Here is a 26710-nt window from a genome sequence, read left to right as displayed (position 1 = left end):
TAGTGCGGTTGAGCTTGTCCTTTTCTAAAAAGCTGAACCGACATATCAACTCCATTCGGTTTGTAGTGACTCACTACAACCTATCATTACAACTTTAGGACTACCCTTTTTTTTAAAAGCTCCTCCTTGATGCGCAGGGCTAATTCTTTTTCGGCTAGCATCTGCTTGAGCTGCTGATTCTCCTTCTGTAGGCGTTTTAGCTCAGGATCTATCTGGTAGTGCTTGCTGGCGAGTGCCTGGTGACCACCTGTATCATACTTCTCTTTCCACTGATAGAAGGTGTTGCTGTAGATACCATGTTTGCGAATGGTGGCGGTGATGCCTTCCTGTTCTGCCTCTAAAAGGATCTTAAGTTTTTCGTCTGCTGTCCAGTGTCTTCTTTTCATTGCTCCTACAAGTTAGCATTTATCAACTTGTAGAATCTTTGGTCCAGTTATTTAGGGGGCTAAGAAGAAACCTATACCCCATCATAGGCTGTTGACAAGGCTTTCCAGTTATTGGATGATATACATCGTATCTATAGTCTTCTTTACCCGGATTATGTACGCTACGGCTTCCTGTAAAAATACCTCCCTTATCTATGAATTTATAGTCCTGAAACGGCCATATAAATGGTTTGTTGTCTTTGTGCCAGCGAGTATACTCCCTCTGTAAATCAGCCTCGTCGTCGAAAATTCTATTTAACTGGTTGCCTAATTCGATAAGCTTACCTTTTATTTCAATATCCTCCGATTTCCATACTGCAGGGAGTCGCTTTTTATCTTTTGCATATACTATAATGTATTCATGTTCGACAGCAATATTTGTCGGGTTATTATCAGTAGCGTTTTTCCAAATGATAGTGCCTATTGCATTACTTCTTGCAAAGAGCTCATCCAAAGTAGATTTAAGGCTACTGTACTCGTTCTCATCAATAGAAGCAATCAAAACTCCGTCATCTGCTAGTAGCTGTTTCAGAAGTTGCAGACGTGGGTACATCATGCACAGCCATTTGTCATGGCGGCTTAAATCTTCGCTTTCCTTGCCTACCACTTTGCCGAGCCACCGCTTAATTTTAGGGTCGTTAACATTGTCGTTATAAACCCAGTTCTCATTGCCGGTATTGTAGGGAGGGTCGATGTAGATGCACTTGATGCGGCCTTCGTAATAGGGGAGCAGTGCTTTCAGGGCTTCCAGATTGTCGCCGTGTATAATGCGGTTTTCGTGGTTAGCCAGACCAAAAGTATATTGAGGTTCGAGTACCCGAAACGGTACGTCGAGGTGGTGATTGACTACTTTATCTTTACCAAGCCAGCGGAGTTCGGGCATTGTCGAGCGTCGGGTGATTTGTGGACTACCCCGAGGCTCAGGAGGTAAAAAAACAGGGTGTGAACCTCCGCTGCCTATGATAGCTGACTTGAGGCACGGCAATGCCCGATCACAACTATATAGAAACAGCAAGAGGACACACCCGTTCGGGTGCGTCCGCCTTAACTGCTTCTCTGCGATCTTTAAAAATTTGCCGTTTTCAAGTCAGAGAAACCGTTAGCAACGCTATGCTTTTATGTTACAATGAGTTGTCTGTTTTACTTGATAATCTCAGGTTGTTTTAGTCGGCAAGATAGCCGTAGAAAGCGATTTGGGCAAACGCATATTGGCTTTTAGATTGCTACAGCGCTGACCTTTGCCGTTGTGGGATTTCCATGCACATCCGATAAGTACTGCAACGCCATAACGATTGTCGATTTTTGCTGTTCAACGTAGAAGATACGCTTTTGGTGCAAAATCTCCAACTAAGCAGATTTTGCCCTGATTTTAAGTCAAGCGCGATAGTAAACAGTACTGGTAGAAACTACATGGTATAGTGTTCGCCTTCAATTTGCCTGATAATTTGTATAAATTTTTGACAAAAAATCAGGTAAACTGTTAAATAGGACAATCTGTTAAATTCTTCCGGCCTAATTTTAACCTGTAGTAGTTGAAAAATACACCGCATCGGCTTTATGCCCCAGCGCTGTACCTTTGCCGCAGAACTTCCTAAACCAGAGACCCTAATCTGTTCATGAAAAAAATAGCCCTGCTGTTCCTGATGGGAGTCCTGTCGGCTCTACTCGCCCAGGCCAACCCGTTTCCGAAAGGTACCAAACGCATCCTGTTCCTGGGCAACAGCATTACCTATTCGGGCACCTACGTAACGGCAATTGAAGCCTACTGGCGCACGCACTACCCCAGCCAGCAACTGGAATTTATCAATGCCGGCCTGCCCAGCGAAACCGTCTCCGGCCTGAGCGAACCCAACCATGCCGATGGCCGCTTTCCCCGGCCCGACCTGCACGAACGGCTGCACCGGGTGCTGGCCCAGACCCGTCCCGACGTGGTGTTTGCCTGCTACGGCATGAACGATGGCATCTATATGCCGCTGGAGGGGGCGCGGTTTAAGGCGTACCGGGAGGGGATGAAATGGCTGCATCGTGAACTGAAGAAGAGCGGGGCCAAAAAAATTGTGTTCCTGACCCCGCCGGTGCATGACGACAAAACGCTGGGTACGCAGGGCTACAACCGCACGCTGGATGCATATGCCGAGTGGCTGCTGGCGCAGCGCGATTCACTGAAGTGGGAGGTGGCCGATATTCATTTTCCGATGACCCGGTTGCTGGACGACAAGCGGAAAGCCGATCCCGCGTTTAAACTGGCCAATGATGGCGTACATCCCGGTGAACTGGGCCACTGGCTGATGGCAAAGCCGGTACTCCGGTATCTGGGCGAAACCATTCCGGATACGGCCACCATGCTGTCGAGTGTATCGGTACACCCCAGGGGCGAAGAAATTCTGCGCCTGGTGAGCCAGCGGCAGGGCATCATGAAAAACGCCTGGCTGGGGGCTACGGGGCACAAGCGTCCAGACATGGCTCCGGGATTACCCATGGCCGAGGCCCGCAGGCACTATGACCAGATTGAAAAACGGATTCGGGCTACCCTGACCGGAACAGGGCCGAAGCGTATTCGCGTAGCCTGCGTTGGCAACAGCATTACCCATGGTACCGTGCTGAAGTACCCGGATGTGGAAGGGTATACCGCCCAGCTGCAAAACCTGCTGGGGTACGATTACGACGTGTATAACTTCGGCGTCAGCGGTAAAACACTCATCAGCACAACTACCAATGCGTATGTAGCCACCCCCCGGTATCAGGATGCGCTCAACAGCCGACCCGACATCGTCACCATTAAGCTGGGGACCAACGACAGCCGCTTGCCCTACCGCCTGCAGATAACCGACCGGTTTGTGGCCGATTACCAGGCGCTGATCCGGTCGTTTAAGGATCTGCCGTCCCGGCCGCGCATCATTGTGTTGCTGCCGGTGGCTTCGTATCTGACCGATACCACCCGCCAGATCGATGCGGTCATAACGCAGCAGATCATTCCCCGCATCCGGCAGGTAGCGTACGAGGAGAAGGTAGAACTGATTGACCTGCACGCCCTGACGCTGGAGCGGGAAGCCCTCTTCCCGGACAAGCTTCATCCAGACCCGGCCGGCAATACCCTGATCGCCAAACGGGTGTCTGACGCGATTACGACGAAAGCGGTAGCCGGTTTTGATATTTTCCAGCGACTGAAGGTACCGTATCAGGTCACCTCATTCCATGGCTACGACTGCGCCGATTTTACGTTTGGAGGTCGCAAGGCCAAACTTGTAAAGCCCCGCGTGGTAGCGGCTGGTCAGCCCTGGATCTGGCGGGCGCGGTTCTGGGGGCATGAGCCGCAGACCGACATTGCTCTGCTGGACCGGGGTTTTCACCTGGTGTACTGCGACGTGGCCGAGTTGTTTGGCAATCAGGAAGCCGTAACGATCTGGAACAACTTTTACCAGTTTCTGCAAACGGCGGGTCTGGCCAAAAAAGCAGTGCTGGAGGGCCTGAGCCGGGGCGGGGTGTACGTCTACAACTGGGCCGCCCGAAACCCCGACAAGGTGGCCTGCGTCTACGCCGATGCCCCCGTACTGGATCTGCGGAGCTGGCCGGGTGGCAAAGGAAAAGGCCCCGGAAGCCCGGCTGATTGGGAGCTGTTCAAGAAGGCCTACGGCTACCAGACAGAAGCCGAAACGGCAGCCTTTCGCAACAACCCGCTGGATCAGGTGACCGACATTGTTAAGGGTGGCTACCCCATGCTGCACGTCGTGGGCGATGCCGACGAGGTGGTGCCGGTGGAAGAAAACACCGCCCTGTTTGCGCAAAAAGTGAAGCAGATGGGTGGCACAATTCAGGTGATTCACAAACCCGGCGTCAAACACCATCCGCACAGTTTACCGAATCCACAACTTATTGTCGATTTTATTCTGGCCGCCGTTTACGGCGCTGACTAAACGATAGCGGAGTCATTACAATTTTTTGTACCGGCCGGTTACTCAGACATCGGTGGTGCGTCTAAACAATACTTACGGTATTGTTTTTAGTCGAACATCTTAATCCGATGCAAATTATTAGCCTGCTACTCTGTGTGGGTTCGCTGATTGGGGCTGGCATCCCGCTTTCGTTTGGTTTACTTTCGCTGGATGGCTCCGCCCAGAGCAAACGACGTTTCCGGATCTGGTTTCAGGTTGCGGTGCTGACGTTGCTGATTTCCCTGGTCTATATCTGGAACCTCGTTAACCGGTAAGCACATACTTTTAATCGAAAGGTCTTTGCTGTGTCGGGTGAACTGATTTTGCCTGATTCTGATTACAAGGAAAAGCGCGTGTCGGCAAAACGGTTATTTTGCCAACACATTTTCATTGGGAATGACCTACACCGAATTACCGCACGACCCGTACGCAGCCTTACGCATACCTGAATTTCGCTATTTTGTCGCCAACAGTTTTCTGATTACGGCCGGCCTTCTCATTCAGGAGGTTATATTGGGGTATGAGCTGTACCGGATCACCCATGATCCGCTGGCGTTGGGTCTGGTCGGGCTGGCCGAGGCTCTGCCCTTTATTGCCGTCGCTCTGTTCGGCGGGCACCTTGCCGACCGACGCGACAAAAAACGCATCCTTCAGAACAGCCTGATCGTTATTTTGCTGGGTTCCGTCATCCTGTATCTGGTGTTTCAACCGACGGTGGTGGTCCGGTTTTCGCAGGCTGCGCGGCTGGCGATCATCTACGGGGTGCTGATGCTGATTGGGGCCGCTAAAGGATTCTACTCTCCGGCCAGTTCGTCGCTGAAGCCGTTTCTGGTCCCCCGAGCGTTGTATCCCAATTCATCGACCTGGAGCAGTTCGTTCTGGCAGGCGGGGGCCATTGCCGGGCCGGGGGTGGCCGGTTTTCTGTACTACTGGCTGGGTCTCGATAACTCGCTGCTGGTGGTAATCGGTATGTTGTGCGTCTGTTACGGGCTGCTGTCGATGATCCGGAGTCGTCCGGTACCGGTCAGCGACACCCCACAGGGCAACTTCCTGAGCAGTCTGAAAGAAGGATTCCGGTTTGTATTCGGCAATAAGATTATCTTTTACTCCATCTCCCTGGACCTGTTTTCGGTGCTGTTCGGGGGCGTTATTGCTATTCTGCCGGTCTTTGCTGAAGATATATTACAGGTAGGGGCAAAAGGACTTGGTTTTCTGCGGGCGGCCCCCTCGGTCGGAGCCATTCTGACGATGCTGCTCATGGCAAAGTACCCGCCCACGCACAATGCCTGGCGCAATATGCTGCTGGCGGTGGCCGGCTTCGGGGTATTTACGCTGGTATTTGCGGCCTCCACCAACTTCTACCTGTCGTTGCTGGCGCTGGCTCTGACAGGCGCCTTTGATAGCGTCAGTGTGGTGATCCGGCAGACAATCCTCCAGATATTTCCGCCCGACCATATGCGGGGCCGGGTAGCAGCCGTCAACGGTATGTTTGTCAGTTCATCAAACGAGATTGGGGCATTTGAGTCCGGCGTAGCGGCCCGGCTGTTCGGTACGGTGCCTTCGGTGATGCTGGGCGGTGCGGTAACGCTAGTAGTGGTGACGTACGTGTACGTTCGTACGAGGGATTTGTTCTCGGTGAAACTGTCATAAAGAGCGAAAGAGTGATAGAGCGGGTCAAAAACACTCTATCACTCTTTCGCTCTTTACCTGAATGGCTTACGCCAGAGCACCCCGGCCGTAAACATCCCTTAGAAAATCATCAACGTCAATTTGCTCGTTCAATAACACCCGGTTGTTGAATACCTCCCAGAAAAGCTCATCGGATAGGTTGTAGTCGCGCTGCAGCCGGATCATGTCCCGGATGCTGTCCTTAAGGGGCATAGCAGACCGCTGAGGCCGTGCAATTGCTGTTGCATAGTTCTCCATAACACTGAAATAAAGGTATCTGAGGTTGTGCGTATCTAAACACCCTCATTTTCAGATTGTTCACTAGTTTTTCTTCATACTTAAAAATTCATTAGAAAAATCTAAAAACAAAGTTGCTTTCTTTGGCAGAGAGTAGGTTTCAACCAAATAATTTGCAACTCCCTGTTTGTTGCTATTTTTATGTCAGTTAACCCCTTTTTATCATGCGACAATTACATATGACGGGTGCCTTGTTGGTAGGGCTTCTCGGTTACGGACTGATGGCATTTCTGCCTAACAGTAAACCTAAACCCGTAAAACTCGTCAAGGTCTGGGAAACGGATACCACCCTGCGCGTGCCGGAATCAGTGCTGTACGACGAAAAAGGGAAGGTGCTTTACGTCGCTAATATCGACGGTAAGTCGGATGAACTGGACGGCAACGGCTTTATCTCCAAAGTATCGCTGGATGGTAAGATCGAGAACCTGCGGTGGACCTCCGGCCTGAACGCGCCTAAAGGTATGGGTATTCACGAGGGTAAATTGTACGTGACGGATGTGTACCGGCTGGTGGTCATTAACCTGGCGAATGGACAGGCCGAAAAAACCTTTGATGGGGTTGGCAAAGGCGCTTACCTGAACGACGTGGCCATAGGCAAAGACGGTACAGTATATGTGTCGGACAACCGCAACGATAAAATTTACCGGCTTAAAGACAACAAATGGGAGGTCTGGATGGAAGGCGAGCAACTCAATCGTCCCAATGGTCTGCTGGCTGTAGACAAAAAGCGGCTCATGATTGGCAGCACCAAAAACGGTGCCCTGCGGTCGGTGGACTTGGAGACCAAAACCATGATGACCATTGCCGATGGCATGGGTAATACCGATGGCATTGTAACCGACGGCAAAGGCAACTTCTTTGTCTCGGATTGGGCCGGGCAGCTCTTTCACATCACCGCCGACGGTCAGAAACAGCAACTGCTGGATACCCGCGAGCAGAAAATTAACTCCGCCGACATCGAGTACGTACGCAGCAAAAAGCTGCTGGTCGTGCCGACATTCTTAAGCAATAAACTGGTGGCGTATCGGGTTGAATAACCCGTTGAACTATTTGCAGTGGTTTTGTAACACAGCGGACAAAAGCTTTTGTCCGCTGTGTTACGCTAAGCCAATAACTGTGCAATAGCCGTTTGTACCCGCTCCATACCAAAACCCTGCAGGGCGGCATCCATCTGCTGCACGATCTGCTCGTTACCGAGGTTGCCGATGCTACCCTCGTGGGTATGCTGCAAGGTGCGTGGTGCCTGATACGTGCCTTCGCCAATCTCCTTGCCTACAATCCGGTAAGCCTCCCGGAACGGTACACCCTGCAACACCAGTTCATTGACCCGCTCCACGCTGAACAGCAGATCGTATTTAGCGTCATCGAGCAGGTTGGTTTTGACCTGGAGTTGTTCCAGCATGAAGTCGGTAATGGCCAGGCAATCCAGGATTTCGTCGAAAGCGGGCATCAGCACCTCTTTCAGGATCTGCATATCGCGGTGGTAGCCGGAGGGCAGGTTGCTCATCACCAGCGTTACCTCCATGGGCAGGGCTTTCAGTCGGTTGCTCTTGGCGCGGAGCAGTTCGGCGACGTCGGGGTTCTTTTTGTGCGGCATTATGCTGCTGCCGGTCGTGAGGGCATCGGGCAGGGTCAGAAAACCAAAGTTCTGGCTGTTGTACAGGCAGATGTCCATGGCCATGCGCGAGAGCGTAGCTGCCACGGCCGCCAGGGCAGTCAAGGCCGTCTGCTCCGTTTTGCCCCGGCTCATCTGGGCGTACACGACGTTGACGTGCATCCCTTCAAATCCCAGCAACTCGGTCGTCAGGGTACGGTTGAGCGGGAACGACGAGCCGTATCCGGCCCCGGAGCCCAGCGGGTTGCGGTTGGCCAGTCGGAACGCCGTTTGCAGCGTCAGCATATCATCGGCAAGCGCTTCGGCATACGCTCCGAACCAAAGACCGAACGACGACGGCATGGCGATTTGCAAATGCGTATAGCCCGGCAGCAGATCATCCTTATGCTGCTCCGACCGCGTAATGAGCCGGTCGAACACCCGCCGGGTAGCCTCTGCCACTTGCCAGAGCCGGGCGCGGGTAAACAGCTTCAGGTCCACCAGTACCTGATCGTTGCGGGAGCGGCCGCTGTGAATCTTCTTGCCAACATCGCCCAACTTGCGAGTCAGCATCAGCTCCACCTGCGAATGTACATCCTCTACCCCGTCCTCGATCTGAAACCGCCCCTCCTGAATCTCCCTGTATATAACTCTTAACTCTTCACTCAGAAGGCCTAACTCCTCACTCCCCAGGAGTCCAATCGACTCCAGCATCCGGGCGTGGGCCAGGTTACCAAGTACATCAAACGGAGCAAGGTACAGGTCCATCTCGCGGTCGCGGCCGACGGTGAAGCGTTCAATTTGCTCGGATGTTGCAGTATTTTCTTTTTGCCAGAGTTTCACAGTAGCGAATGAGTGAATGAGTGAATGAGTGATTGGCTGACGCGTCAGTCTTGGTGGCACTCAGCAACTCTTGGTTGTTAATTTTATTGGAATGGCAAAGGTAGGAGTTTTAGGGCGTGATGGGAACAGTTCGGGGTTTGGTTCTGGTATTGGTATTAGCGTGGGAAGTTCGGGATTTGGCGCTAACTTGAACGGGCTTTGCCAACTACCGTAACCTGCCGTGACTGATTCCCTGTTTATTCTGTTCGTGCTGTGCCTGAACGTAGCCATCTGCGAATGGCTCAGTACCAGACCCTTCTTCCGCCACCTGGGTACCGCCCTGCTGGTGATTATCCTAACCGCCATTCAGGCTAATTTCGGGTTGATCCCAACCACCGATACGTCCCTGTACGATGGCATTTTCAGCTACCTGGCTCCGTTCTCGCTCTTTGTGCTCTTGCTGAATGTGAATCTGAAAGACCTGCGGCTGGTAGGCTTGCCCATGCTGACCATGTTCCTGGTCGGAGCGGTGGGTACCGTAACGGGGGTAGTGGTAAGCATGTGGCTGTTTGCCGGTCCCGACACGGTAGGGCCGTTGTTTTATGCGCTGGCGGGGATGTTTACGGGTACGTACATCGGCGGAAGCATCAACTTTCACACGGTCGCCCTGCATTACAACGTGGCCAAGGTTGGTACGCTGTTCACGGCGGCCACCGCTGCCGACAACATCCTGACGGCGGTGTGGATGGTCGCCACGCTGGCCCTGCCGCAGTATTTGCAGCGGGTGCGGCCCCGCCAGCACATACCATCGACGTTTAAGTCAATTCCCGGCGCGGCTCATAAACCGTATAGCGATGCCGAAGAGATAAGCCCCTGGGATCTGGGCGTTTTGCTTGCCCTGGGCGTGGGAGCCATATTTCTGTCGCAGCGGCTGGCGGCTCTTGTTCCGGCCATTCCGTTTGTGCTGATTCTGACCACCATTGCGCTGGGGCTGGCGCAGTTCCGGTGGGTGAATCGATTGCGGGGGAGCCGGCTGCTGGGCCTGTTTGGCGTGTACCTGTTTCTGGCGGTGATTGGGGCCTACTGCGATATTGCCGCGCTGCTGCGCGATGGGCAACTGGCGGCTGTGCTGTTCGGCATGATTTGCGTTCTGGTGGTGATCCATGCGCTGATTTTGTTCGGTATTGGGGCATTATTCCGGCAGGATTGGGATGTATTGGGAATAGCCTCGCAGGCCAACATCGGGGGCGCTACTTCGGCCCTGGCATTGGCCCGCAGCCTGAAACGGCCCGATTTGCAGTTGCCAGCGGTACTGGTCGGCTCCCTCGGCAACGCCATTGGCAGCTACCTGGGTATTGCCGTGGCAGAGGTGCTAAAGTCCTGGTAATTTCGTAAATTTGGTACACGCAACCTGTGGCCTGTTATAGGCAAAAACGTCTCAACGTTACGATTTATTCTGATTATTCTGAACGATAATGGCTGCTCCCGTTAATCCGAAACTCGATCTCGCCCGCAACTTTGTACTGCACACCAACCGGAATATCTTTCTGACCGGCAAAGCGGGTACCGGCAAAACAACCTTTCTGCACGCGATTAAAAGCCAGACGGCGAAACGGCTCGTGGTGGTCGCTCCGACGGGGGTAGCGGCCATCAATGCCGGGGGTGTTACCATTCATTCGTTTTTTCAGCTTCCCTTTGGTCCGCTGGTACCGGGGGCGCAGCGCGAAGCCCGGAAGTTTGGCCGGGAGAAAATTAACCTGCTGCGCACACTCGACCTGTTGGTGATCGACGAAGTCAGTATGGTACGGGCCGATGTGCTGGATGGTATTGATGAGGTGCTGCGCCGGTTCCGCCACCGGTCGGAGCCGTTTGGCGGGGTCCAGTTGCTGATGATCGGCGATATGCAGCAGTTGCCGCCGGTGATCCGCGACGAGGAGTGGACGCTGCTGAGTCCGCACTACCGCAGCGGGTATTTCTTCGGCAGCAAAGCCCTCCAGCAAACGCCCTATGTTTCCATTGAACTGACGCACATCTACCGGCAGTCGGATGATCGGTTTATCGACATCCTGAACGGCGTTCGGGAGAAAAACATAACCACCCAACAACTGGAAGAACTGAACCGGCGGCACATTCCCGACTTCAGACCGGAGGGGGAAGAGGCTTACATTACCTTATCGACGCACAACGCTTCGGCCCAGCAGATCAACAGTCGTCGGTTACAGGAGCTGACCACGCCACTGGTCCGTTTCGAGGCCGCTATCGACGGCGAGTTTCCGGCCCATGCGTATCCGGGTGATGCCGAACTGGAGCTGAAGGTCGGGGCGCAGGTGATGTTCATCAAGAATGATATGTCGCGGGAGAAGCGGTTCTATAACGGCAAGCTGGGCCGTATTACCGAAATCGCCGAAGATGTCATCTTTGTAAAATCGCCCGACAGTGCCGACGAGATTGCTGTGATGCCGGTCGACTGGAGCAACCATAAATACAGCCTGGACCCGGCTACCAAGGAAATCAAGGCAGATATAATCGGCACGTTCCGGCAGTACCCGCTGCGACTGGCCTGGGCCATTACCATCCACAAAAGCCAGGGCCTGACCTTCGAGCGGGCTATTATCGATGCCGGCGCTGCGTTTGCGCACGGACAGGTGTACGTGGCCCTCAGCCGCTGCAAAACCCTGGAGGGTATTGTTCTCACGTCGCCTATCCCCCTCAATAGCCTTAAATCGGAGTCGGTGCTGGATGAATTTCACCAGGAAGTACAGACCAAAATTCCCTCGGAGCAGGAACTGGAGCACTCCCGGCGAACCTTTCAGGAGAACCTGCTGACTGAACTGTTTGCGTTCCGGCAGGCGTCTTATGCGCTACAGCGGGCCCGCAAACTGGTGCAGGAGCATACCAGCAGCGTGGATGCCCAACTGGTCACAGAACTGGAGCGAATAGAGACCATTCTGCGGGAAAAGGTGCTGGACGTAACCGGTCGCTTTCAGGGTAGTCTGGCGCAGTATTTTTCGGCCGGCCTATCACCCGAAGAAAACCCGGCGTTGCAGGAGCGGCTGACCAAAGCGGGTGGCTATTTCAAAGAACTGCTCTGGACGGCACTGCTGCAAACCCTGCACCGGCTGCCCACCGACTGTGACAACAAACAGGTCAGGGAAGCCCTGCTGGAGGCTTTGCGGGAGCTGGAAAAAGAGCTGTTCGTTAAGCTGGCCTGCTTTGAAAGCTGCCAGAATGGTTTCCGGGCGCTGGCTTACCTCAAAGCCCGCAATCAAGCGGAGCTGACGTTTAAATCAAACATTGGTAAATTGCCTGAGACCGAACAAACGGCGTCGGAGGAGATTGCCCACCCGGCGCTCTTTAAGCTGATTGTCAAATGGCGCGATGCCCTGGCCGCCGAGAGCGACGTATCGGGCTATATGGTGCTGCCCCGCAAAACCATACAGGAACTGGTGCGTCAGTTACCGCAGACCCACGACGATCTACAGGCCGTTAAAGGTATTGGTAAGACCAAGGCCCGGCAGTTTGGCGATGACCTGCTGCAACTGATCTGCGAATGGTGTACCGCCAACGGAGTCACCAGAGAGGAGACGCCGGCCCCGGTAAAGCGGCCGAAAGCAGAGCAGCCGGAGCGGCCCGCCAAAGGCAGTACGTTTCAGGTGAGCTATGATGCCTTTAAGGCCGGAAAGGCAGTCGCCGACATTGCCGCCGAACGGGGCCTCACCGTATCGACCATCGAGAGCCATCTGGGCCGGTTCATCAAAACCGGTGATTTGTCGGTGTATGACCTGATACCCCGTCAGAAAGCTGATCAGATCCGGGCCTACCTGGACGAACACAAACCGGCCTCGCTGAGTGAAGCCAGGAGCGGTTTGGGTGAAGACGTATCGTTCTCCGAAATCCGCTGGATGTTCGATACCCTCCGGCTGGCGGAAACCTAAACACCGGCGAGTTGTCGCTCCGGCGTACCGTTTCCTCAGCCCAAATCCCCAATCCCCAATCGCTTGTCGCTTTCCCTACTGTATCAATCTTCGGACTTGGTTGCCATCAACAAACCGCACGGGCTGTTGGTCCACCGCTCGCCCATTGCCAGCGATGCGGGTGAATTTGCCGTTCAACTGCTCCGCGACCAGTTAGGCCAGCGCGTATACCCGGTACACCGGCTGGACCGGAAAACAGGCGGGGTGTTGCTCTTTGCCCTCAGCGAGGCCATGAATGCGGCCATGCAGATGCTCTTTGCCGAAGGCGGAGTGCAAAAAACCTACCTGGCCATTGTGCGCGGCTACACCGACGATCAGCAGGAAATTGATTATCCGTTACGCCGTGAGGATGGCGTGCTTCAGGAGGCCTTTACAGTGCTGAAAACCCTCCAGCGCACCGAGGTTGACCTGCCCTTCGGCAAGCACGCTACCTCCCGCTACTCGCTGGTGGAACTGACACCCACCACCGGGCGTATGCACCAGCTGCGCAAGCACATGGCGCATATCCTGCACCCCATCATCGGCGACCGGCCGCACGGCTGCAACAAACAGAACAGGCTGTTTAAGGAGCGCTTTGCCATGGACACGATGCTGCTGCACGCGCAGACGCTCCGGTTTAGGCACCCACAGACGCAGGAAGCCGTTATGATTTCAGCGCCTTTGCAGCCTGAGTTTAGCCGCATGCTCACCTTGCTGTTTGGGCAGCAACTAGCCGGCGATAGGTTATAAATTTGGTTTATGGCGCTTTATAGGGTATCACACAATATTCGCTGATATAATTCAATAGGATCGCGTTTCGGCTGGCAATGACCTCAGAAAGAGAAAAACTACCAATCCGGAGCCTGCAATCTTAAATTCGCAATCAATTGATTTATGGAGTATAGACGACTGGGGCAAACGAATATGGACGTCTCCATAATCGGTTATGGTGCATCGCCCCTGGGTAATGTTTTCAACGTCACGGATGAGCGGGAAGGCATCCGGGCCGTTCACACCGCTATTGATCATGGTATTAATTTCTTCGACGTAGCTCCATTCTACGGCGATACACTCGCCGAAGAGCGCCTGGGAAAAGCCCTGCTGACTAAACGTAACGATCTGTTCCTGTCCACTAAATGCTGCCGGTACGGCAACGGGGTATTCGACTTCTCCTACCATCGGGCCCTCGGCAGCATTGACGAGTCGCTGAAACGCCTGCGGACCGACTATGTCGATCTCTATATTGTCCATGATATTGAGTTTGGCGACCGGGAGCAGGTACTCAACGAGGCTATTCCGGCCGCTATAAAAGTGAAGGAGCAGGGTAAAGCCCGGTATATTGGGTTCTCCGGCCTGCCTGTCCGGTATCTGGCGCAGATTGCCCGTGCGGTAGCCGTAGACGTGGTGCTGTCGTGGGGGCATTATACGCTGCTCAACGACGAAATCAACGAGGACCTGGTGCCGCTTTCCCGGCAAAAAGGCTTTGGCCTGATGAATGCCGCGCCGTTATTGCAGCGCATTCTGTCGGATGCGCCAATCCCGGCCTGGCATAATGCCCCACAGGGTATTAAAGACATGCAGCCCAAACTGCTGGCGCTGTGTCAGGATTATGGCATGGCCCTGAGCGACGTTGCCCTGCGGTACGCGCTCGATAATCCGGCGATTGCTACCACCATTGTTGGCCTGGCCGAGCCCGATTATGTTGAAAAGAACGTGCGGGTGCTGAATTTTACCATACCTGATGGCTTGCTGGAACAAGTTGAAAGCCTGGTGGCGCCGGTGAAAAACCAGATGTGGTTTGAAGGTAAGCCCGATAATTACATTCCTAAACTAACGACTGTCTGATGGATAAGATACGAGCCTTAGTGCTGCTTGAACCCGGCCGAACCGACGTTCAGGAAATTGATATGCCCCAACCAGGTGAAGGAGAGCTTTTGTTGCAGGTAAGTCATGTCGGTTTCTGCGGGGGCGACCTGAACGGCTTCCGGGGGATGTTTGAATTACAGGAATACCCGAATGTACTAGGTCATGAGATTGGCGCTACCATTGTCCAGACCGGCCCAAATGTGCCCGGCAGTTTCCGGCCGGGCATGAAGGTTACCGTCAATCCCTACCTGAATTGTGGGGTTTGCATTTCCTGCCGTAAGGGTCGTCCGAATGCCTGTCAGGATAACAAAACCATGGGTGTACGCCGACCCGGTGGCATGACCCGATATATTGTGGCTCCCTGGGAAAAATTGTTTTCGTCGGACAAACTGTCGTTGCGCGAGCTGGCGCTGGTGGAGCCGCTGACGGTCGGCTTCCACGCGGCTGCCCGGGGTCGGGTGGCGGCCGGGGAGAAGGTGGCCGTTATTGGCTGCGGCATTGTGGGATTGGGGGCCGTTGCGGCTTCGGTCGACCGGGGAGCCGAGGTGATTGCCATTGATATTGATGATTCTAAAATGGACATTGCCCGTAAAGCGGGAGCCTCGCATACCATCAACACCACCAAAACCGACCTGCATGAAGCGCTGATGGAAATCACCAACGGCGATGGACCTGATGTCGTCATCGAAGCGGTGGGTAATGCGGCTACCTATCGGGCCGCCGTGGACGAAGTGGCGTATACCGGTCGGGTCGTTTACATCGGCTATGCCAAACAGCCGGTGTCCTACCAGACCGGCACCTTCGTACGGAAAGAGATTGAAATTCTGGGCTCCCGAAACTGCCTGGGGGATTTTCCGGATGTAATCAGGTACCTGGAGTCGGGGCGCTTCCCGGTCGATGCGGTTATTAGCCGAACCGTTTCGCTGGACGAGGCTGGTGCTGCCCTGGCCGAATGGTCGGCGAACCCCGGCCTGATTACCAAAATCATGGTCGAATTGGAAAAGGCCTGATGCGATATGAAATCCTGTGTGACGATTGCGCTGGTGCCGTCCATTAAAACCGGACCCTGGATTTATTGGGACCATCTGGAAGCCGGTATGGCGAAAGCTGCCGGTCTGGGCTTCGACGGCGTCGAACTGTTTACGGCTTCGGCCGATGCCATTGATCCTGACCATCTGAAACGTCTGAGCCAACAACATACGTTGTCGATTGGGGCGGTGGGGACCGGTGCCGGCAAGGTAATTCACGGCCTGACACTCACCGATCCCGACCCGGCCGTTCGGGCGCAGGCGATAGCGTTTATTCAGGACATGATCTCATTTGGTGCGCAGGTGGGGGCTCCGGCCATCATCGGCTCCATGCAGGGCAATGTGGTCGCCGGCGTCGAGCGGGAGCAGGCGATCAACTGGCTGGTCGAGGGGTTGAATACCCTCGGCGATTATGCCGAACGTAAAGGGGTACCGTTGATCTACGAACCCCTGAACCGCTACGAAACCAACCTGATCAACCGGCTCGACGATGGCGTTGCGTTGCTGAAAAACCTGTCGACCCGTAACGTAAAATTGCTGGCCGATTTATTCCACATGAACATCGAGGAGGCTTCTATACCCGACAGTATCCGGTCGGCGGGTGCGGCTATTGGTCATGTGCATTTTGCCGATAGCAACCGCCGGCCAATTGGTGGCGGGCATACGGCCATGGAGGGTATTGCGGAGGCTATGCGAGATATTGGCTATACCGGTTATATCTCGGCCGAAGCATTTCCCTGGCCCGATCCCGATGCTGCGGCCGAACAGACCATCAACGCCTACCGGCAGTATTTCGGGTAGATCTTTCGTCAAGCTACTTCAACTGTACCCATACCCTATGAAACGATTTTGTCTGGCACTTGACCTCAAAGAAGACTCGGAATTAATTAAAGAATACGAAGCATGGCACGCGCCGGGTAAAGGCTGGCCGGAAGTTCGCCAGAACGACCTGGCAGCCGGCGTATTGGACCTCCAGATTTACCGAACCGGCAACCGCATGTTTATGATCCTGGAAACGGACGACGACTTCACGTTCGAGAAGAAAGCCGAACGGGATGCCACTAACCCCCACGTACAGGCCTGGGAGAAGCTGATGTGGAAATTTCAGCAACCCCTGCCCAATGCTAAACCCGGCGAAAAATGGGTGTTGATGGAGCAAATCTTCCAGTTTGAGAAGGAAGTTGATTAGTTAAGCCACTCAACTAATCAACCCTTTACAGCCACTTCTTAAAGAATGCCATAATATCCTGTCGCATATCGGCGGTTTCCAGGTGGCCTACATCGTAGATTTTTAGTTGCCAGGCGTCAGGCGCTCCTTCGCGCTGATATACCTCCTTCAGATTCCGGTTAATTTTCTCCAGTCCTTTCAGCGGTGTCAGCGGGTCGAGACGACCGGCCAGGCCGAAATGAGGGCGGGGCGAAATCAGGGCGTTGATCTGCGAGGTAGTGAAATGGTTGAGCAGATCGGGTACGTAATAGTAGATGCCGTGGAGCGACAACCCTTTTTCCTCCAGCAGCGCCTGGTAATCGGTAAGGCAGCAGAGGTCTACGCAGACCTTGATGCGTTCATCCATAGCCGCCAGCCACCAGGCCATGGTACTGCCCATAGACATGCCTATGGTGCCGACACGCTTCATATCTACCTCAGGCCGGGTCTGGAGGTAATCCAGCGCGCGGAGGTTGTCGTACACCATCATACCCCACATCACCTGCCCTTTCCAGAGCATCTCCTTAAACATATCCAGTTCTGTGCGGCCTTTCCGCTCGCCGAAACACCAGCTATCCAGGCATAAGCCGGCATAACCGGCCCGTGCCAGCGCCAGCGCATACGGCGGACTCTGCATCTCCTTGCGCCCTTTTACATACTCGTCTTTGCCGACATGGTACTGCCCGAAATGCGAATGGTTGAACAGAATGACCGGGACGTTACCTTGTGCGTTCTTTGGCCGGGTAAAGTAGGCGGGCACCGGTTCCAGCCCGTTGATGTCCATGAGCAGTTTTTCGGTGATTAGCTCGTCCGTTTCCTCTGTAGATATGAGTTTTGCTGCTATGGGCCGGTTGCGGTCCGGTAACCGACCCAGCAACTGGTAGAGTACCTTCCGCTGCTTTCTCTTGTCGGCAGCAGCTTCTTCGGAGCGTGTGTGTATGGCCATTAGCGTCTTAAGTCTTGCGTTTACTCAATGCATTTCAACCTCGCAGGTGCCGATGCCGGGGCGGTAGAAATTGAACTGGACATTGGGGTGGTCGGCCAGTAGGGACATCGGCACGGACGTATCCATAATGCGCTGCGAAATCATGTAGGTCGTTAGCCGTTGCCCGAACGGATTGTCGTGCGTACCGGCATGCCAGATGGATACTTTCTCGGCTTGCCAGGTTTCAACCGGCCCTACAGTGAGGGCTTTGGTCGGCACCAGCGCGATATTGCCTCCGCCGGAAGTACGGGCGTTCTGCGCAATGGTAATCGGGTGCAGATCGACCACCCGCGTGGCTAGTTGCCGGTACTCCCCGGGTGTGGGCGGATTATCGGCATACTTCCCTTCCCGCTTTGGTGGATCGTTGAACGCCCAGTGTTTAATGTCGCCCTGTCCGCCCTGCATCACGGCGCAGCGAACGCCCTCCCAGCTTTTGCGGTACGCTTCGGTATCGGCTTTGGGGAAATGCAGATTTTCGTCGGGCATAACCAGCTCTTTCCGGATGCGGCTGAAACAAAGTTGCCGGTCCGCTTTTTCGAACGAGAGCGGGTGGTCCGAAGGGGCTTCTTTGCCGTCGATGAACCATTCGTCCATACCCCAGAAGTGGGCCGATTTAAGCGAAATGCCCAGTTCGTTCACCAGACGCGCCACCAGGGGTAACTGTTCGGTTGGCCCGATGGGGCCGCAGATGCCCACCGGATTGTCGGGCGTCGATTGCCGCCAGGCGGTAATGTATTCGAGCGCTTCGGCCAGGTAGAACTCTTCGAGGGTGTCGTAGAACACCACGTTAAAGCCGGGCCGTGAGAGTGAGCGCATCTGGTCGGGTGTGAGCCGGGCCGCTTCTTCGATGAGTGCGGTATCCAGTGTGGTATAGTCCCACCAGTCGGGGGCAATGGAACTGAGTTTACGGGGCATGGTATGTCTTGTAAAAGTCTTCGTTGATAAAATAATCATCTCCTAATTCCTGGAGCGGATCGGCGTCGGGTGCGCAGAAGCCGTAATGCAGATGGCGTCGCCAGCCCTCAGCGTACAGGTATTTACCCGACATTCGCCCGACTTCCAGCGCCATGTCTTCCATGGTTTGCAGATAGGAGTTTAGGTTCTGGCTCACGTCGAGCCAGTTCTGCTGACTCTGGTGGGCTTTCAGCGCTTCCAGCTTGATGCGGTGAACAGCCGTGGTATTCACAAAAGCACCGGCTATCACGGGTCGGCCAAACGGGTCGCGCAGGCCGTGTGGCATGGCGTGGTACAGGGTGCAATCGTAACTGCCCGTCGGGCGGGTGGGCACCGAGGTAAAGTTAGGCATTCCTCGGGCAAACGTAGCCGTTACCACCAGCCGGCAGGTGTTGCTGTGGTCCTCCATATAATCCACCGATGAATGCGTCAGTACCACCGCTGGGTTTACTTCCCGAACAATAGCTGCCAGCCGGCGCAGCGTTTTCAGGTCGTAAACAATCTCCAGATCATTGCAGAACGGCGGATGAAAGTGCGCACCCAGCACCTGCGCAGCTTGTTGGGCCTCGGCGAGACGAATCTTTTTGGTGGTTTCCGAGTCATACTCCACGCTGCCGCAGTTCCCGCCCGACAGGTTCAGGTAATGGATGTCATAGCCTGCCTGTTTCAGTAGCAGGAGTGTGCCGGCCATCATGAATTCAATATCGTCGGGATGGGCGGCAATGGCCATAGCGGTTCTCATGGTGTACCGTTCTTACAACCGTACCGGCTTACCAGTTGCCGCCGACTGGTCTGCGGCAAAGATGATTTCGTGCGTTTTCATGGCATCGCTCAACGTGGTGAGCGGCATGTCAGTGCCGGCTAGTAATGACTGGAAAAACGTGTTGAACTGAGTCAGGTACGGGTGGTCGGAGACGTCGCCGGAGTCGAGCATGTTCATGGCGAGGGTACTCCAGGTGTTCCGGTTGGTACCTAATTTCATGGAATGAAACTTATTATCGAGCAGACTGCCTTCGCTGCCGCAGAGGTGCGTATGGAAGTAGTACGGCTGCAGGCAGTCGACCACGGCCGCACATTTGCCGATGCGTCCGTTCCGGAACTTCAGGATCGTGACGCTGGTGGTGGGGTATTCGTAGGGCTTGAAGAACTCGCTCCGCGATTTGGTATCGTAGCTGGTTACCTCTTCCACCTCGGTCCCCATGCAGAGGAGGAGCGCGTCGAGGGCGTGGCAACCGGCGGTGAGCAGTGAACTGCCCCCGGCCTCTTTACGGATGTTCCAGCGGAAAGGGCTGTACCAGGGGCCAATGCCGTGGTAATAGTCAATCTCGCCGTAATGTAGTTCACCCAGCAGCCCTTCGTCGATAACGGCTTTGGTCGCCTTAAACTGGCTCGAATAGCGGCACTCAAAGCAGAAGCAGGTTTTTACGCCCGCTTCCTGCACGGCGGCTTCTACGGCCAGGCAGTCTTCCCAGGAGAGAGCCAGCGGCTTTTCGATGATCAGGTGTTTACCGGCCCTGGCTGCGGCAATAGCGTGGTCTTTGTGCTGATACGGGTAGCTGCAAATGGAAACAATGTGGAGATCGGGGTCGGCCAGCATGGCATCCAGGTCGGTGTAGGTGCGGATGGTAGATCCCCATTGGGTACTGACCTCCGCATCGTTGAGCGGGCGGGAGGAGTAGATGGCGGTAACCTGCGCGAGGGGGCTGGCGTTGATGGCCGCAATATGGGCCGACGCAACCCAGCCGTAGCCAATAATGCCTACATTGAAGGTTTTCATCTGTATCAAGGGTAAAGGTTAGGAACTTATGTACTATCGGTACCAAAACTAAAAATTAAGGGCAGACGCACACACCAAATACCCATATTTTTCCGAATAACCTTTCCTTTGAACCGACGAAACCGCTGCTCGGCCTTACTGACTGTCGGATAAAAACTTTGTTGTTACCTGTATAAAGTCCTCTTTCTGTTCCCCGTAAATCGGTGTGTGGCCGGCGTTCGGTATGACCCATAAGTGCGAATGGGGAATGACCTGGTGCAGTTTGAAGGCGGTATGCACCATTGCAACCTGGTCGTTATCGCCACTAATCACCAGAGTTTTGGCCTGTATTCTCTGCAAATCCTGACTGGATAGGCGGATTTCGTAATCGATACCTGGATCAAACAAGGCTTTGATCTGAGCCATGCCATGGTGATGCAGCCCTTTTAGCTGATCGACTAACTCGCTGGGCAGGTTTTCAAATGAAATGGCCGCATGCTGCGTCTGGTTATCTTTCCCGCTGTAGTTGTAAGCAGCGCCGATCGTAACCATAGCGTCGATCAACTGGGGGTAAGTGGCAGCTAGTTGCAGTAGAATAATGCCGCCATAACTCAGACCTATCGCTTTTACCGGTTTCTGCTTCAGATGGTTCAGTAGCGCATGCACATCCTCTGCCGCCTTTCTTATGGAAAAATCGGCGGTGAGCGGACTGGTGTTGCCGTGACCCCTTAAATCTACGGCAATGACCTGAAAACGCCTGGCATAATCCGGAATATGCTCTTTCCAGGATTGAGACGATTGCGTCCAGCCGTGCAGCAGCAGTAAGGGTTCTCCCTGACCATAAATTTCGTAATAGAGACCTATGCCGTTTAGTTGAACCGTCTCCGCTTTTACCGGTACCTGCCCATGTGTATTCATACCACTGATCTGGATTAGTAAAGTGAGAATAAAGATTTTCCTCATCGTTAAATCGTCGAGGGTTCAACGTTTGGCACGGCCGTAAGGGACCGTTGCCCCAGCCACACAAAACCAGCCGCAGACAAGAAGGCAAAGCCGGCCAGCACGAGCCATAAGGTAGTAAACCCGGCCAGCGCCACAAGTTGGGATCCTATGGCCGGGGCGGTGATCTGGGCAAACGCGTAAGCCATGGAGTACAGCGCCATATACTGCCCCCGGTTCTGGACATCGGAGCGACTCACGGCGAAGGACTGCATAAACGGCATGGCCAGCATTTCGCTGAAGGTGAGCACGATCATGGAAATAAACGCCCAACCTGGCCATAGTCCGGCGATCAGCAGCAGGTAGGCCAGACCTGTCAGCAGCGAACCACAGGCAATTAGCCCCATCTTGCGCGGTCCAAACCGGCGTTCCAGGGCATAGATCAGCGCCATTTCCACGAAAGCCACCATCAGCCCGTTCATGGTCATCAGCGCACCGATAGTGCGTTCACTAAATTGGAGTACCTCCTTGTAATACAGCGGGGCCATGGTAAATATCTGAAAGAAGGCCATGGCAAACAAGGTCGTGAAGACCAGAAACGCCATGAAGAAACGGTCCTGGTACGGTGACCGTACAGGGGCAGCTACGGCGCCCGATTCGTGCGCTTCTACTGGTTTGCCCGCCGGGACCGGCAACATAACACGCAGCACCAGAGCCGCCACAATGCAGGTCAGCCCGTCGACCCAGAACAGCAGGCTATAATCGATGGAGGCCAGGTAGCCGCCGATGCCACCGCCTATGGACCAGCCCAGGTTGATGGCCAGCCGGTTGAGCGAATAGGCGCGGGTGCGGTCTTCGGGCTTGCTGTACCAGGCGATAGCGGCTGAGTTGGCCGGTCGGAAGGCATCGCCCACCAGCGTAAACAGGAACACACTCACGCAGATGCCGGCAAAGCTGTGTACATACTGGAGCACCAGCAGGAAGATACCCGCCAGCAGTAAGCTGAAAAACTGAATTGGGTAGAAGCCGAAGCGATCCGTCAGGCGGCCTCCGAGGTAAGTACCGGCCAGTGCCCCGGTTCCATACACGGCCATAATAATACCCGCATCGGTGACGCTGTAGTGCAGATGCTGCGTCAGGTACAGCGTCAGATACGGCAATACCATGGTGCCGCTGCGGTTGATGAACATCACCACCGCCAGCAGCCATACCGAGGGCGAAAAGCCCCGGTACGCATTCCGATATAGACGCAACGTTTGCCCGACCATTCCGCAAAATGGCTGTTTCAGGGCAGAATTGGAAGGCTGGTTTAGTAAACGGACAAATTCAAAGTAAGTGGAAGGCAACTGCTTTCGTACCAGAAGCCAATGCGCGTATATTTGGCAGGTCTTAATAGTGTACCATAAACCACTGAGTAAAAGGCAATGATGAACGATATAACTCCCGCAGTGCAACGACGGATGGCGTTGGTAGCCGGATATTCACTGGTAGCCATGGCCATCGTGGCCGGGTTTGGCTACGGCTACGGATTTGGCAGCATCTATGTGGCCGGTGATGGGGCCGCCACGGTAACGAACCTGAACCAGTCGGCCTATTTGTTCCGGTGGGTGATTGTGGCCTTTCTGGTGATTATGCTGCTGGACGTGGTGGTTGCCTGGGCGCTCTACTACTTTTTTAAGCCAGTCGATGAAGCCTTGTCTTTGTTAACGGCCTGGCTGCGCATCATCTACGCTCCATTTTTAGGAATTGCCCTGATGAATCTGCTGGCTGTCTTACCGCTATTAAACGATGCCGCCCCAGCCGAAAGTCTGATTATGCGGAGCCTGAACGCTTTTCAGGATGTGTGGTCGTTGGGCTTAGTGGTGTTTGGTTTCCACCTGACGCTGCTTGGGTACCTGGCGCTCATGTCCCGGTTTGTGCCAAAGGTACTGGCCGGGTTAGCGCTTTTTGCCGGTCTGTGTTATTTCCTTAGCAATCTGGCAAATCTGGCTGTACCCGATTACGGGCAGTATAAAGGAACGGTTGAAATGGCGTTAAGTCTGCCGATGGCGCTGGGCGAACTGGCGCTGGCCGTCTGGTTGCTGATAAAAGGCGGTAAAACAAAGCAGCCTCGCTTTCAGTCAGCGTCCGCTGAATTTTAAAATCAGCTTTAATTTGGTCTGGCTATCAACTACAAGAAAGCGAGCCGGTGCTGCACCAGCTCGCTTTCTTATGTAAAATCAACAGGTGATCAGAATCTGATGGTATAGCCTAACTGGCCGTAAAACGGTAACATGGGCGCGGTTTTGAAATCCTGCCTTAGCAGTTTTCCGGCCCGAACCGAGATATCGTGCCGTCTGAAGGAAACACCGGTCTGTAGCCCATAATACAGGTTTCCGCCCGTTGCCGGTTCGTACCAGCCATCCACCACGCCCGGATATTGCTCTCTATACGCCTGGGAATGATCGAAATGCGTGACAATTGCTTTGTCAAAACCCAATTCACCGGCCACAAACCAGTTGGGACGATAGTAGCCGGCAATCCCCGACAGATCACTCCCGAAATTTAGCATCCGGACCAACTCATTCTGGTAGCTGCGGAACACCCCGTGCAGTTTGGTACTGAACTGGAAGTTGTTCAGCTTGACCCATCGGATCTGACCGCCGATTTTCGTCTTGAAATCATCATACGGTTTATCGCCGGTCGGTGCGGAGTACTCCACAGTAGCAATAATCGGGAATAGCCTGTTGTTAATCTTGTACCCGTAGCCTATCCCATACACAGCGCCGTATTCCAAACCGGCGTTGACGGTAATGAGTTGTTTGTTTTCTGCTTTCAGGCTACCCCAGTTGATGGTTTGGGCCTGTGCCGAACTGAAAAGGCAAGTAAGAGCCAGTACTAATATTGATGTAGTAAAACGGTTCATGATGTTTAAATTTTATGGTGTGGTTTATCGTGTTTTAAAGTAATTGAGCATTTTAGGCAGGGTCACCTGCTGCCAGGTCGTTTTATCCTTGACAATGCCGGTATGTCCTACGCCCGATACCTGGAAAAGATCGGCCGACGGAAACGCACCGGATATGCGCTGCGCCCAGGCGGGCGGATAGGCTTTGTTCTGGTCACTGTATAGGAACAGCACTGGCGTGCTGAAACGGCTTAGTCCTTTCGTGAAGTCAGGCTTATAGGTTCGGCCAACTTTAAAAAGGGCCGTGTTAATGACGGCACCCGACCGCCAGAAACTCCCCGGTGTTGTATTGTCTTCGCCGGTAACCTCATCCTTAGCGGATTGCAGGGCCAACTTATGATCCAGTATATCGTGCTGGTCTTCCTTGCCGGCGGTAAACTGATCGAGGTAGGATGCGTTGTTCAGCGATTCGCTCCAGGGATTGAACGATCGGGATTTTGACACGAAGGTCATAATATCATCCCAGCGCAGACCGCCGGGTTCGCAAACGACCAGGCCCTGTATGGCCTCCGGATGCTTGCCGGCATAGCCCGCTGCCAGGATACCTCCCCAGGAATAGCCAAGCAGAAATACCTTTTGGCTGGAACTGGTCCGGTAATGGGCAATCACTCCCCTCAAGTCGTCATACATCAGATCTACGGCTTTGGCCCCTAATGCAGTATAAGACTTTTCGGGGAAACGCTGCGACAGGCCCGAACCGCGCTGGTCGTAAAACACGACCCGGTACCCATGTTCGGCCAGCTGTTTGAGGTTTAACAGGTAGCGGTAGTCACCGCCGGGGCCACCATGAATGGCCACAATCATGGGACTGTCCGGATGGCCAAAGGCTTCGGAATGGAGTCTGGCACCGTTGACGGTGATGGCCGGAAGGCCGGCGTCCTGGTCCACGGTTTTTGGGACGAGGTTGCCGGGTTGATCAATGAATCGCTCCTCTTTGCAGGAGACGAACAGGAGGGCACTTAATGCCAGTGTGAAAAGTGTTTGTTTCGCTTTCATTTTGCGGTGTGTTTAGATAACGATGCAAAAGTAGAAGCGACATTTCGGCGAAACGACTTACCGTGAAGGATGAGACCTGTTTGTGATTGGGGTGTAAAGTTCTGATAATCAACTGATCCTGAGTGATGATACCTTGTCAATGAGGAATGGTACCTGTTAAGCGGCCTGTCTGCTGGTTTCTTTTACGTAATCAGACGGGGTAAGCCCGGTGTATTTCTTAAAGTTCCGGTTAAACGATGCTTTGGAGTTAAAGCCGCAGTCATAGGCCACGGATACCAGCGTATACAACTGGTGGGTGTCCTGCGAGATCAGCCTGATGAATTCCTCGATGCGTTTTTCGTTCACCAGGTCATAAAAGCTTTTGTTTTCTTTTGAGTTGATGACCTGCGACAGGTGGTTGGGGTGAACGCCCAGGCTCCTGGCTAAATCGTTCAGGGTCAGGTCCGGGTTGGTATAGGGCTTCTGTTCGGCCATCAGCACGTTCAGTCGCTCGTGAATCAGCGACGCATCCTCCTCGCTTAAGGTCGATTTCTGGTACTTTACCGGGCTGGTATCGTCCAGGGTTGGAGAATCCATTACCGAATCGTCTGCGCTACCATCGGTTTCAGGTGCATCGCCGGTGGCTACCGGTATCCGTTGCGGTTGCGGAGAACCCTGATTGAATACCTGCACCTGCCGGATGCCAAAATAACCCAGCCACAGCACAAACAGGGCAGCCGTTCCGAATATCAGGGTATCTTCCTGAACAAAGAGAATCACGACCCAAATGGCTGCAATCCAGATGATCAGATACAATAGCCAGTTGAAATTGATTCGTTCTGTATTGGAAAACTGGTGAACCAGGGTCTTTCGATAACTCACTAAGCGAACCACGGACAGGCTTGCGTATACAATCCCGGATAGATAGATGGCGTATAAATTGATCAGACTGGGTATTTCAAAGCCCTGTCCTTTCTGCTGGAATAAGGCAACTTTCTGGTCGAATGTCAAAAAGAAAAACTCACCGAACAGCCCGTATGATAAAAGCAGGGGCAGAAAATGGAGTACCTGTTTCTTCGTAAAGGAAGCAGAAGAAGTTTGCAGGGTGGTATATAAATACAAAAAAGGCCCTTGTACCAGCGGTAATGGAATGCCAAGCCCAATAAGCGTAGGGTAAACGGAAGCCTGATTGGTATACGCCAGGTAAAAGGTGAGCAGATGAAAGCCGGTTACGCTTAGCCAGGTTACCAGTACGTAGTCGGCCTGCGTTTTGTTTCTTTTGGTTATCAACACAAAAGAAAGGAAGAAGGAGAGAATGATTCCGGATAGGTACAGCATGATGTATGCCTCCTCTTAATGGTTCTA

The 26710-nt window shown here is 53.9% G+C and carries 25 protein-coding genes; 12 read left to right on the top strand and 13 right to left on the bottom strand.

Features of this window, described 5'->3' with window-relative positions; genetic code table 11:
• Positions 1-86 precede the first annotated feature (86 nt).
• Both ABD949_RS19950 and ABD949_RS19945 read right to left on the bottom strand, forming a co-directional pair.
• Positions 87-386, bottom strand: a complete 300-nt coding sequence (locus ABD949_RS19950; protein WP_345246264.1) for a transposase — start codon at positions 384-386, stop codon at positions 87-89.
• A gap of 22 nt (positions 387-408) precedes the next feature.
• Positions 409-1308, bottom strand: coding sequence for a site-specific DNA-methyltransferase (locus ABD949_RS19945; protein ID WP_345246262.1), 900 nt, complete (start codon positions 1306-1308; stop codon positions 409-411).
• Positions 1309-2041: 733 nt separating this feature from the next.
• Here ABD949_RS19945 and ABD949_RS19940 point away from each other — a divergent pair.
• The 3 genes from ABD949_RS19940 to ABD949_RS19930 all read left to right on the top strand — a co-directional run bounded on the left by ABD949_RS19940 (position 2042) and on the right by ABD949_RS19930 (position 6007).
• Positions 2042-4339, top strand: a complete 2298-nt coding sequence (locus ABD949_RS19940) for a GDSL-type esterase/lipase family protein (RefSeq protein WP_345246260.1) — start codon at positions 2042-2044, stop codon at positions 4337-4339.
• A gap of 107 nt (positions 4340-4446) precedes the next feature.
• Positions 4447-4632, top strand: coding sequence for a hypothetical protein (locus tag ABD949_RS19935; RefSeq protein ID WP_345246258.1), 186 nt, complete (start codon positions 4447-4449; stop codon positions 4630-4632).
• Between the two features lie 121 nt (positions 4633-4753).
• A complete protein-coding gene (locus ABD949_RS19930; protein ID WP_345246256.1) occupies positions 4754-6007 on the top strand; it encodes an MFS transporter in 1254 nt (417 codons plus the stop codon).
• Positions 6008-6073: 66 nt separating this feature from the next.
• Here ABD949_RS19930 and ABD949_RS19925 read toward each other — a convergent pair whose 3' ends face one another.
• Positions 6074-6238 (bottom strand): hypothetical protein, encoded by a 165-nt coding sequence (locus ABD949_RS19925; RefSeq protein WP_345246254.1) that lies wholly within the window; start codon positions 6236-6238, stop codon positions 6074-6076.
• A 305-nt stretch (positions 6239-6543) separates the two neighbouring features.
• Between ABD949_RS19925 and ABD949_RS19920 the strand changes: the two genes are divergently transcribed.
• A complete protein-coding gene (locus tag ABD949_RS19920; RefSeq protein ID WP_425576778.1) occupies positions 6544-7359 on the top strand; it encodes an SMP-30/gluconolactonase/LRE family protein in 816 nt (271 codons plus the stop codon).
• A gap of 65 nt (positions 7360-7424) precedes the next feature.
• Here the strand turns inward: ABD949_RS19920 and argH are convergent, their stop codons facing one another.
• Complete coding sequence (gene argH, locus ABD949_RS19915; protein ID WP_345246250.1) at positions 7425-8759, bottom strand: argininosuccinate lyase; 1335 nt, start codon at positions 8757-8759, stop codon at positions 7425-7427.
• Between the two features lie 220 nt (positions 8760-8979).
• On the opposite strand from argH, the gene ABD949_RS19910 reads away from it, so the two are divergent.
• The 7 genes from ABD949_RS19910 to ABD949_RS19880 all read left to right on the top strand — a co-directional run bounded on the left by ABD949_RS19910 (position 8980) and on the right by ABD949_RS19880 (position 16774).
• Complete coding sequence (locus tag ABD949_RS19910) at positions 8980-10125, top strand: DUF819 family protein (protein WP_345246248.1); 1146 nt, start codon at positions 8980-8982, stop codon at positions 10123-10125.
• Positions 10126-10213: 88 nt separating this feature from the next.
• Complete coding sequence (locus ABD949_RS19905; RefSeq protein ID WP_345246247.1) at positions 10214-12673, top strand: helix-turn-helix domain-containing protein; 2460 nt, start codon at positions 10214-10216, stop codon at positions 12671-12673.
• 63 nt (positions 12674-12736) lie between these two features.
• Positions 12737-13441, top strand: coding sequence for a pseudouridine synthase (locus ABD949_RS19900; RefSeq protein ID WP_345246245.1), 705 nt, complete (start codon positions 12737-12739; stop codon positions 13439-13441).
• 144 nt (positions 13442-13585) lie between these two features.
• Positions 13586-14536 carry an aldo/keto reductase gene (locus ABD949_RS19895; RefSeq protein WP_345246243.1) on the top strand — a complete coding sequence of 317 codons (951 nt, stop codon included), beginning with the start codon at positions 13586-13588 and terminating at the stop codon, positions 14534-14536.
• Complete coding sequence (locus ABD949_RS19890; RefSeq protein WP_345246241.1) at positions 14536-15567, top strand: zinc-binding alcohol dehydrogenase family protein; 1032 nt, start codon at positions 14536-14538, stop codon at positions 15565-15567. The genes ABD949_RS19895 and ABD949_RS19890 overlap by 1 nt, the downstream gene beginning before the upstream one ends.
• Positions 15568-15573: 6 nt before the next feature.
• On the top strand, positions 15574-16386 hold the full coding sequence (locus ABD949_RS19885) for a TIM barrel protein (protein WP_345246239.1): 813 nt from the start codon (positions 15574-15576) through the stop codon (positions 16384-16386).
• 37 nt (positions 16387-16423) lie between these two features.
• Positions 16424-16774 carry an L-rhamnose mutarotase gene (locus tag ABD949_RS19880; protein ID WP_345246237.1) on the top strand — a complete coding sequence of 117 codons (351 nt, stop codon included), beginning with the start codon at positions 16424-16426 and terminating at the stop codon, positions 16772-16774.
• A 25-nt stretch (positions 16775-16799) separates the two neighbouring features.
• On the opposite strand, the gene ABD949_RS19875 is transcribed toward ABD949_RS19880, so the two are convergent.
• The 6 genes from ABD949_RS19875 to ABD949_RS19850 all read right to left on the bottom strand — a co-directional run bounded on the left by ABD949_RS19875 (position 16800) and on the right by ABD949_RS19850 (position 22694).
• Positions 16800-17738, bottom strand: a complete 939-nt coding sequence (locus ABD949_RS19875) for a dienelactone hydrolase family protein (RefSeq protein WP_345246235.1) — start codon at positions 17736-17738, stop codon at positions 16800-16802.
• A 24-nt stretch (positions 17739-17762) separates the two neighbouring features.
• Positions 17763-18692, bottom strand: a complete 930-nt coding sequence (locus ABD949_RS19870; RefSeq protein ID WP_345246233.1) for a sugar phosphate isomerase family — start codon at positions 18690-18692, stop codon at positions 17763-17765.
• Entirely contained in the window at positions 18682-19473 is a 792-nt protein-coding gene (locus ABD949_RS19865; protein WP_345246231.1) for a PIG-L deacetylase family protein, read from the bottom strand. Before ABD949_RS19865 ends, ABD949_RS19870 begins: the two co-directional genes overlap by 11 nt.
• A 12-nt stretch (positions 19474-19485) precedes the next feature.
• Entirely contained in the window at positions 19486-20508 is a 1023-nt protein-coding gene (locus ABD949_RS19860) for a Gfo/Idh/MocA family protein (RefSeq protein WP_345246229.1), read from the bottom strand.
• 135 nt (positions 20509-20643) lie between these two features.
• Positions 20644-21405 carry an alpha/beta fold hydrolase gene (locus ABD949_RS19855; RefSeq protein ID WP_345246227.1) on the bottom strand — a complete coding sequence of 254 codons (762 nt, stop codon included), beginning with the start codon at positions 21403-21405 and terminating at the stop codon, positions 20644-20646.
• 47 nt (positions 21406-21452) lie between these two features.
• Complete coding sequence (locus ABD949_RS19850) at positions 21453-22694, bottom strand: MFS transporter (protein WP_345246225.1); 1242 nt, start codon at positions 22692-22694, stop codon at positions 21453-21455.
• Between the two features lie 156 nt (positions 22695-22850).
• Between ABD949_RS19850 and ABD949_RS19845 the strand changes: the two genes are divergently transcribed.
• Positions 22851-23567, top strand: coding sequence for a DUF4386 domain-containing protein (locus ABD949_RS19845; protein WP_345246223.1), 717 nt, complete (start codon positions 22851-22853; stop codon positions 23565-23567).
• Positions 23568-23656: 89 nt separating this feature from the next.
• Here the strand turns inward: ABD949_RS19845 and ABD949_RS19840 are convergent, their stop codons facing one another.
• The 3 genes from ABD949_RS19840 to ABD949_RS19830 all read right to left on the bottom strand — a co-directional run bounded on the left by ABD949_RS19840 (position 23657) and on the right by ABD949_RS19830 (position 26683).
• Positions 23657-24331 carry a hypothetical protein gene (locus ABD949_RS19840; RefSeq protein ID WP_345246221.1) on the bottom strand — a complete coding sequence of 225 codons (675 nt, stop codon included), beginning with the start codon at positions 24329-24331 and terminating at the stop codon, positions 23657-23659.
• A gap of 24 nt (positions 24332-24355) precedes the next feature.
• Complete coding sequence (locus ABD949_RS19835; protein WP_345246219.1) at positions 24356-25366, bottom strand: alpha/beta fold hydrolase; 1011 nt, start codon at positions 25364-25366, stop codon at positions 24356-24358.
• A 156-nt stretch (positions 25367-25522) separates the two neighbouring features.
• Positions 25523-26683 carry a helix-turn-helix domain-containing protein gene (locus tag ABD949_RS19830; protein WP_345246217.1) on the bottom strand — a complete coding sequence of 387 codons (1161 nt, stop codon included), beginning with the start codon at positions 26681-26683 and terminating at the stop codon, positions 25523-25525.
• Positions 26684-26710: the final 27 nt, after the last annotated feature.

Source organism: Nibrella saemangeumensis (assembly GCF_039541915.1).
Lineage (GTDB): Bacteria > Bacteroidota > Bacteroidia > Cytophagales > Spirosomataceae > Nibrella > Nibrella saemangeumensis.
Note: the sequence above shows the minus strand (reverse complement) of the source record. Positions and strands in the feature narration are given on the sequence as shown.

Excerpts from the sequence above, each read along its gene's own strand:
- ABD949_RS19950 (WP_345246264.1), bottom strand. The coding sequence starts at position 386 with ATGAAAAGAAGACACTGGACAGCAGACGAAAAACTTAAGATCCTTTTA.
- ABD949_RS19945 (WP_345246262.1), bottom strand. The coding sequence starts at position 1,308 with ATGCCCGAACTCCGCTGGCTTGGTAAAGATAAAGTAGTCAATCACCAC.
- ABD949_RS19940 (WP_345246260.1), top strand. The coding sequence starts at position 2,042 with ATGAAAAAAATAGCCCTGCTGTTCCTGATGGGAGTCCTGTCGGCTCTA.
- ABD949_RS19935 (WP_345246258.1), top strand. The coding sequence starts at position 4,447 with ATGCAAATTATTAGCCTGCTACTCTGTGTGGGTTCGCTGATTGGGGCT.
- ABD949_RS19930 (WP_345246256.1), top strand. The coding sequence starts at position 4,754 with ATGACCTACACCGAATTACCGCACGACCCGTACGCAGCCTTACGCATA.
- ABD949_RS19925 (WP_345246254.1), bottom strand. The coding sequence starts at position 6,238 with ATGCCCCTTAAGGACAGCATCCGGGACATGATCCGGCTGCAGCGCGAC.
- ABD949_RS19920 (WP_425576778.1), top strand. The coding sequence starts at position 6,544 with ATGGCATTTCTGCCTAACAGTAAACCTAAACCCGTAAAACTCGTCAAG.
- ABD949_RS19905 (WP_345246247.1), top strand. The coding sequence starts at position 10,214 with ATGGCTGCTCCCGTTAATCCGAAACTCGATCTCGCCCGCAACTTTGTA.
- ABD949_RS19895 (WP_345246243.1), top strand. The coding sequence starts at position 13,586 with ATGGAGTATAGACGACTGGGGCAAACGAATATGGACGTCTCCATAATC.
- ABD949_RS19890 (WP_345246241.1), top strand. The coding sequence starts at position 14,536 with ATGGATAAGATACGAGCCTTAGTGCTGCTTGAACCCGGCCGAACCGAC.
- ABD949_RS19885 (WP_345246239.1), top strand. The coding sequence starts at position 15,574 with ATGAAATCCTGTGTGACGATTGCGCTGGTGCCGTCCATTAAAACCGGA.
- ABD949_RS19880 (WP_345246237.1), top strand. The coding sequence starts at position 16,424 with ATGAAACGATTTTGTCTGGCACTTGACCTCAAAGAAGACTCGGAATTA.
- ABD949_RS19875 (WP_345246235.1), bottom strand. The coding sequence starts at position 17,738 with ATGGCCATACACACACGCTCCGAAGAAGCTGCTGCCGACAAGAGAAAG.
- ABD949_RS19870 (WP_345246233.1), bottom strand. The coding sequence starts at position 18,692 with ATGCCCCGTAAACTCAGTTCCATTGCCCCCGACTGGTGGGACTATACC.
- ABD949_RS19865 (WP_345246231.1), bottom strand. The coding sequence starts at position 19,473 with ATGAGAACCGCTATGGCCATTGCCGCCCATCCCGACGATATTGAATTC.
- ABD949_RS19860 (WP_345246229.1), bottom strand. The coding sequence starts at position 20,508 with ATGAAAACCTTCAATGTAGGCATTATTGGCTACGGCTGGGTTGCGTCG.
- ABD949_RS19855 (WP_345246227.1), bottom strand. The coding sequence starts at position 21,405 with ATGAATACACATGGGCAGGTACCGGTAAAAGCGGAGACGGTTCAACTA.
- ABD949_RS19850 (WP_345246225.1), bottom strand. The coding sequence starts at position 22,694 with ATGGTCGGGCAAACGTTGCGTCTATATCGGAATGCGTACCGGGGCTTT.
- ABD949_RS19845 (WP_345246223.1), top strand. The coding sequence starts at position 22,851 with ATGATGAACGATATAACTCCCGCAGTGCAACGACGGATGGCGTTGGTA.
- ABD949_RS19840 (WP_345246221.1), bottom strand. The coding sequence starts at position 24,331 with ATGAACCGTTTTACTACATCAATATTAGTACTGGCTCTTACTTGCCTT.
- ABD949_RS19835 (WP_345246219.1), bottom strand. The coding sequence starts at position 25,366 with ATGAAAGCGAAACAAACACTTTTCACACTGGCATTAAGTGCCCTCCTG.
- ABD949_RS19830 (WP_345246217.1), bottom strand. The coding sequence starts at position 26,683 with ATGCTGTACCTATCCGGAATCATTCTCTCCTTCTTCCTTTCTTTTGTG.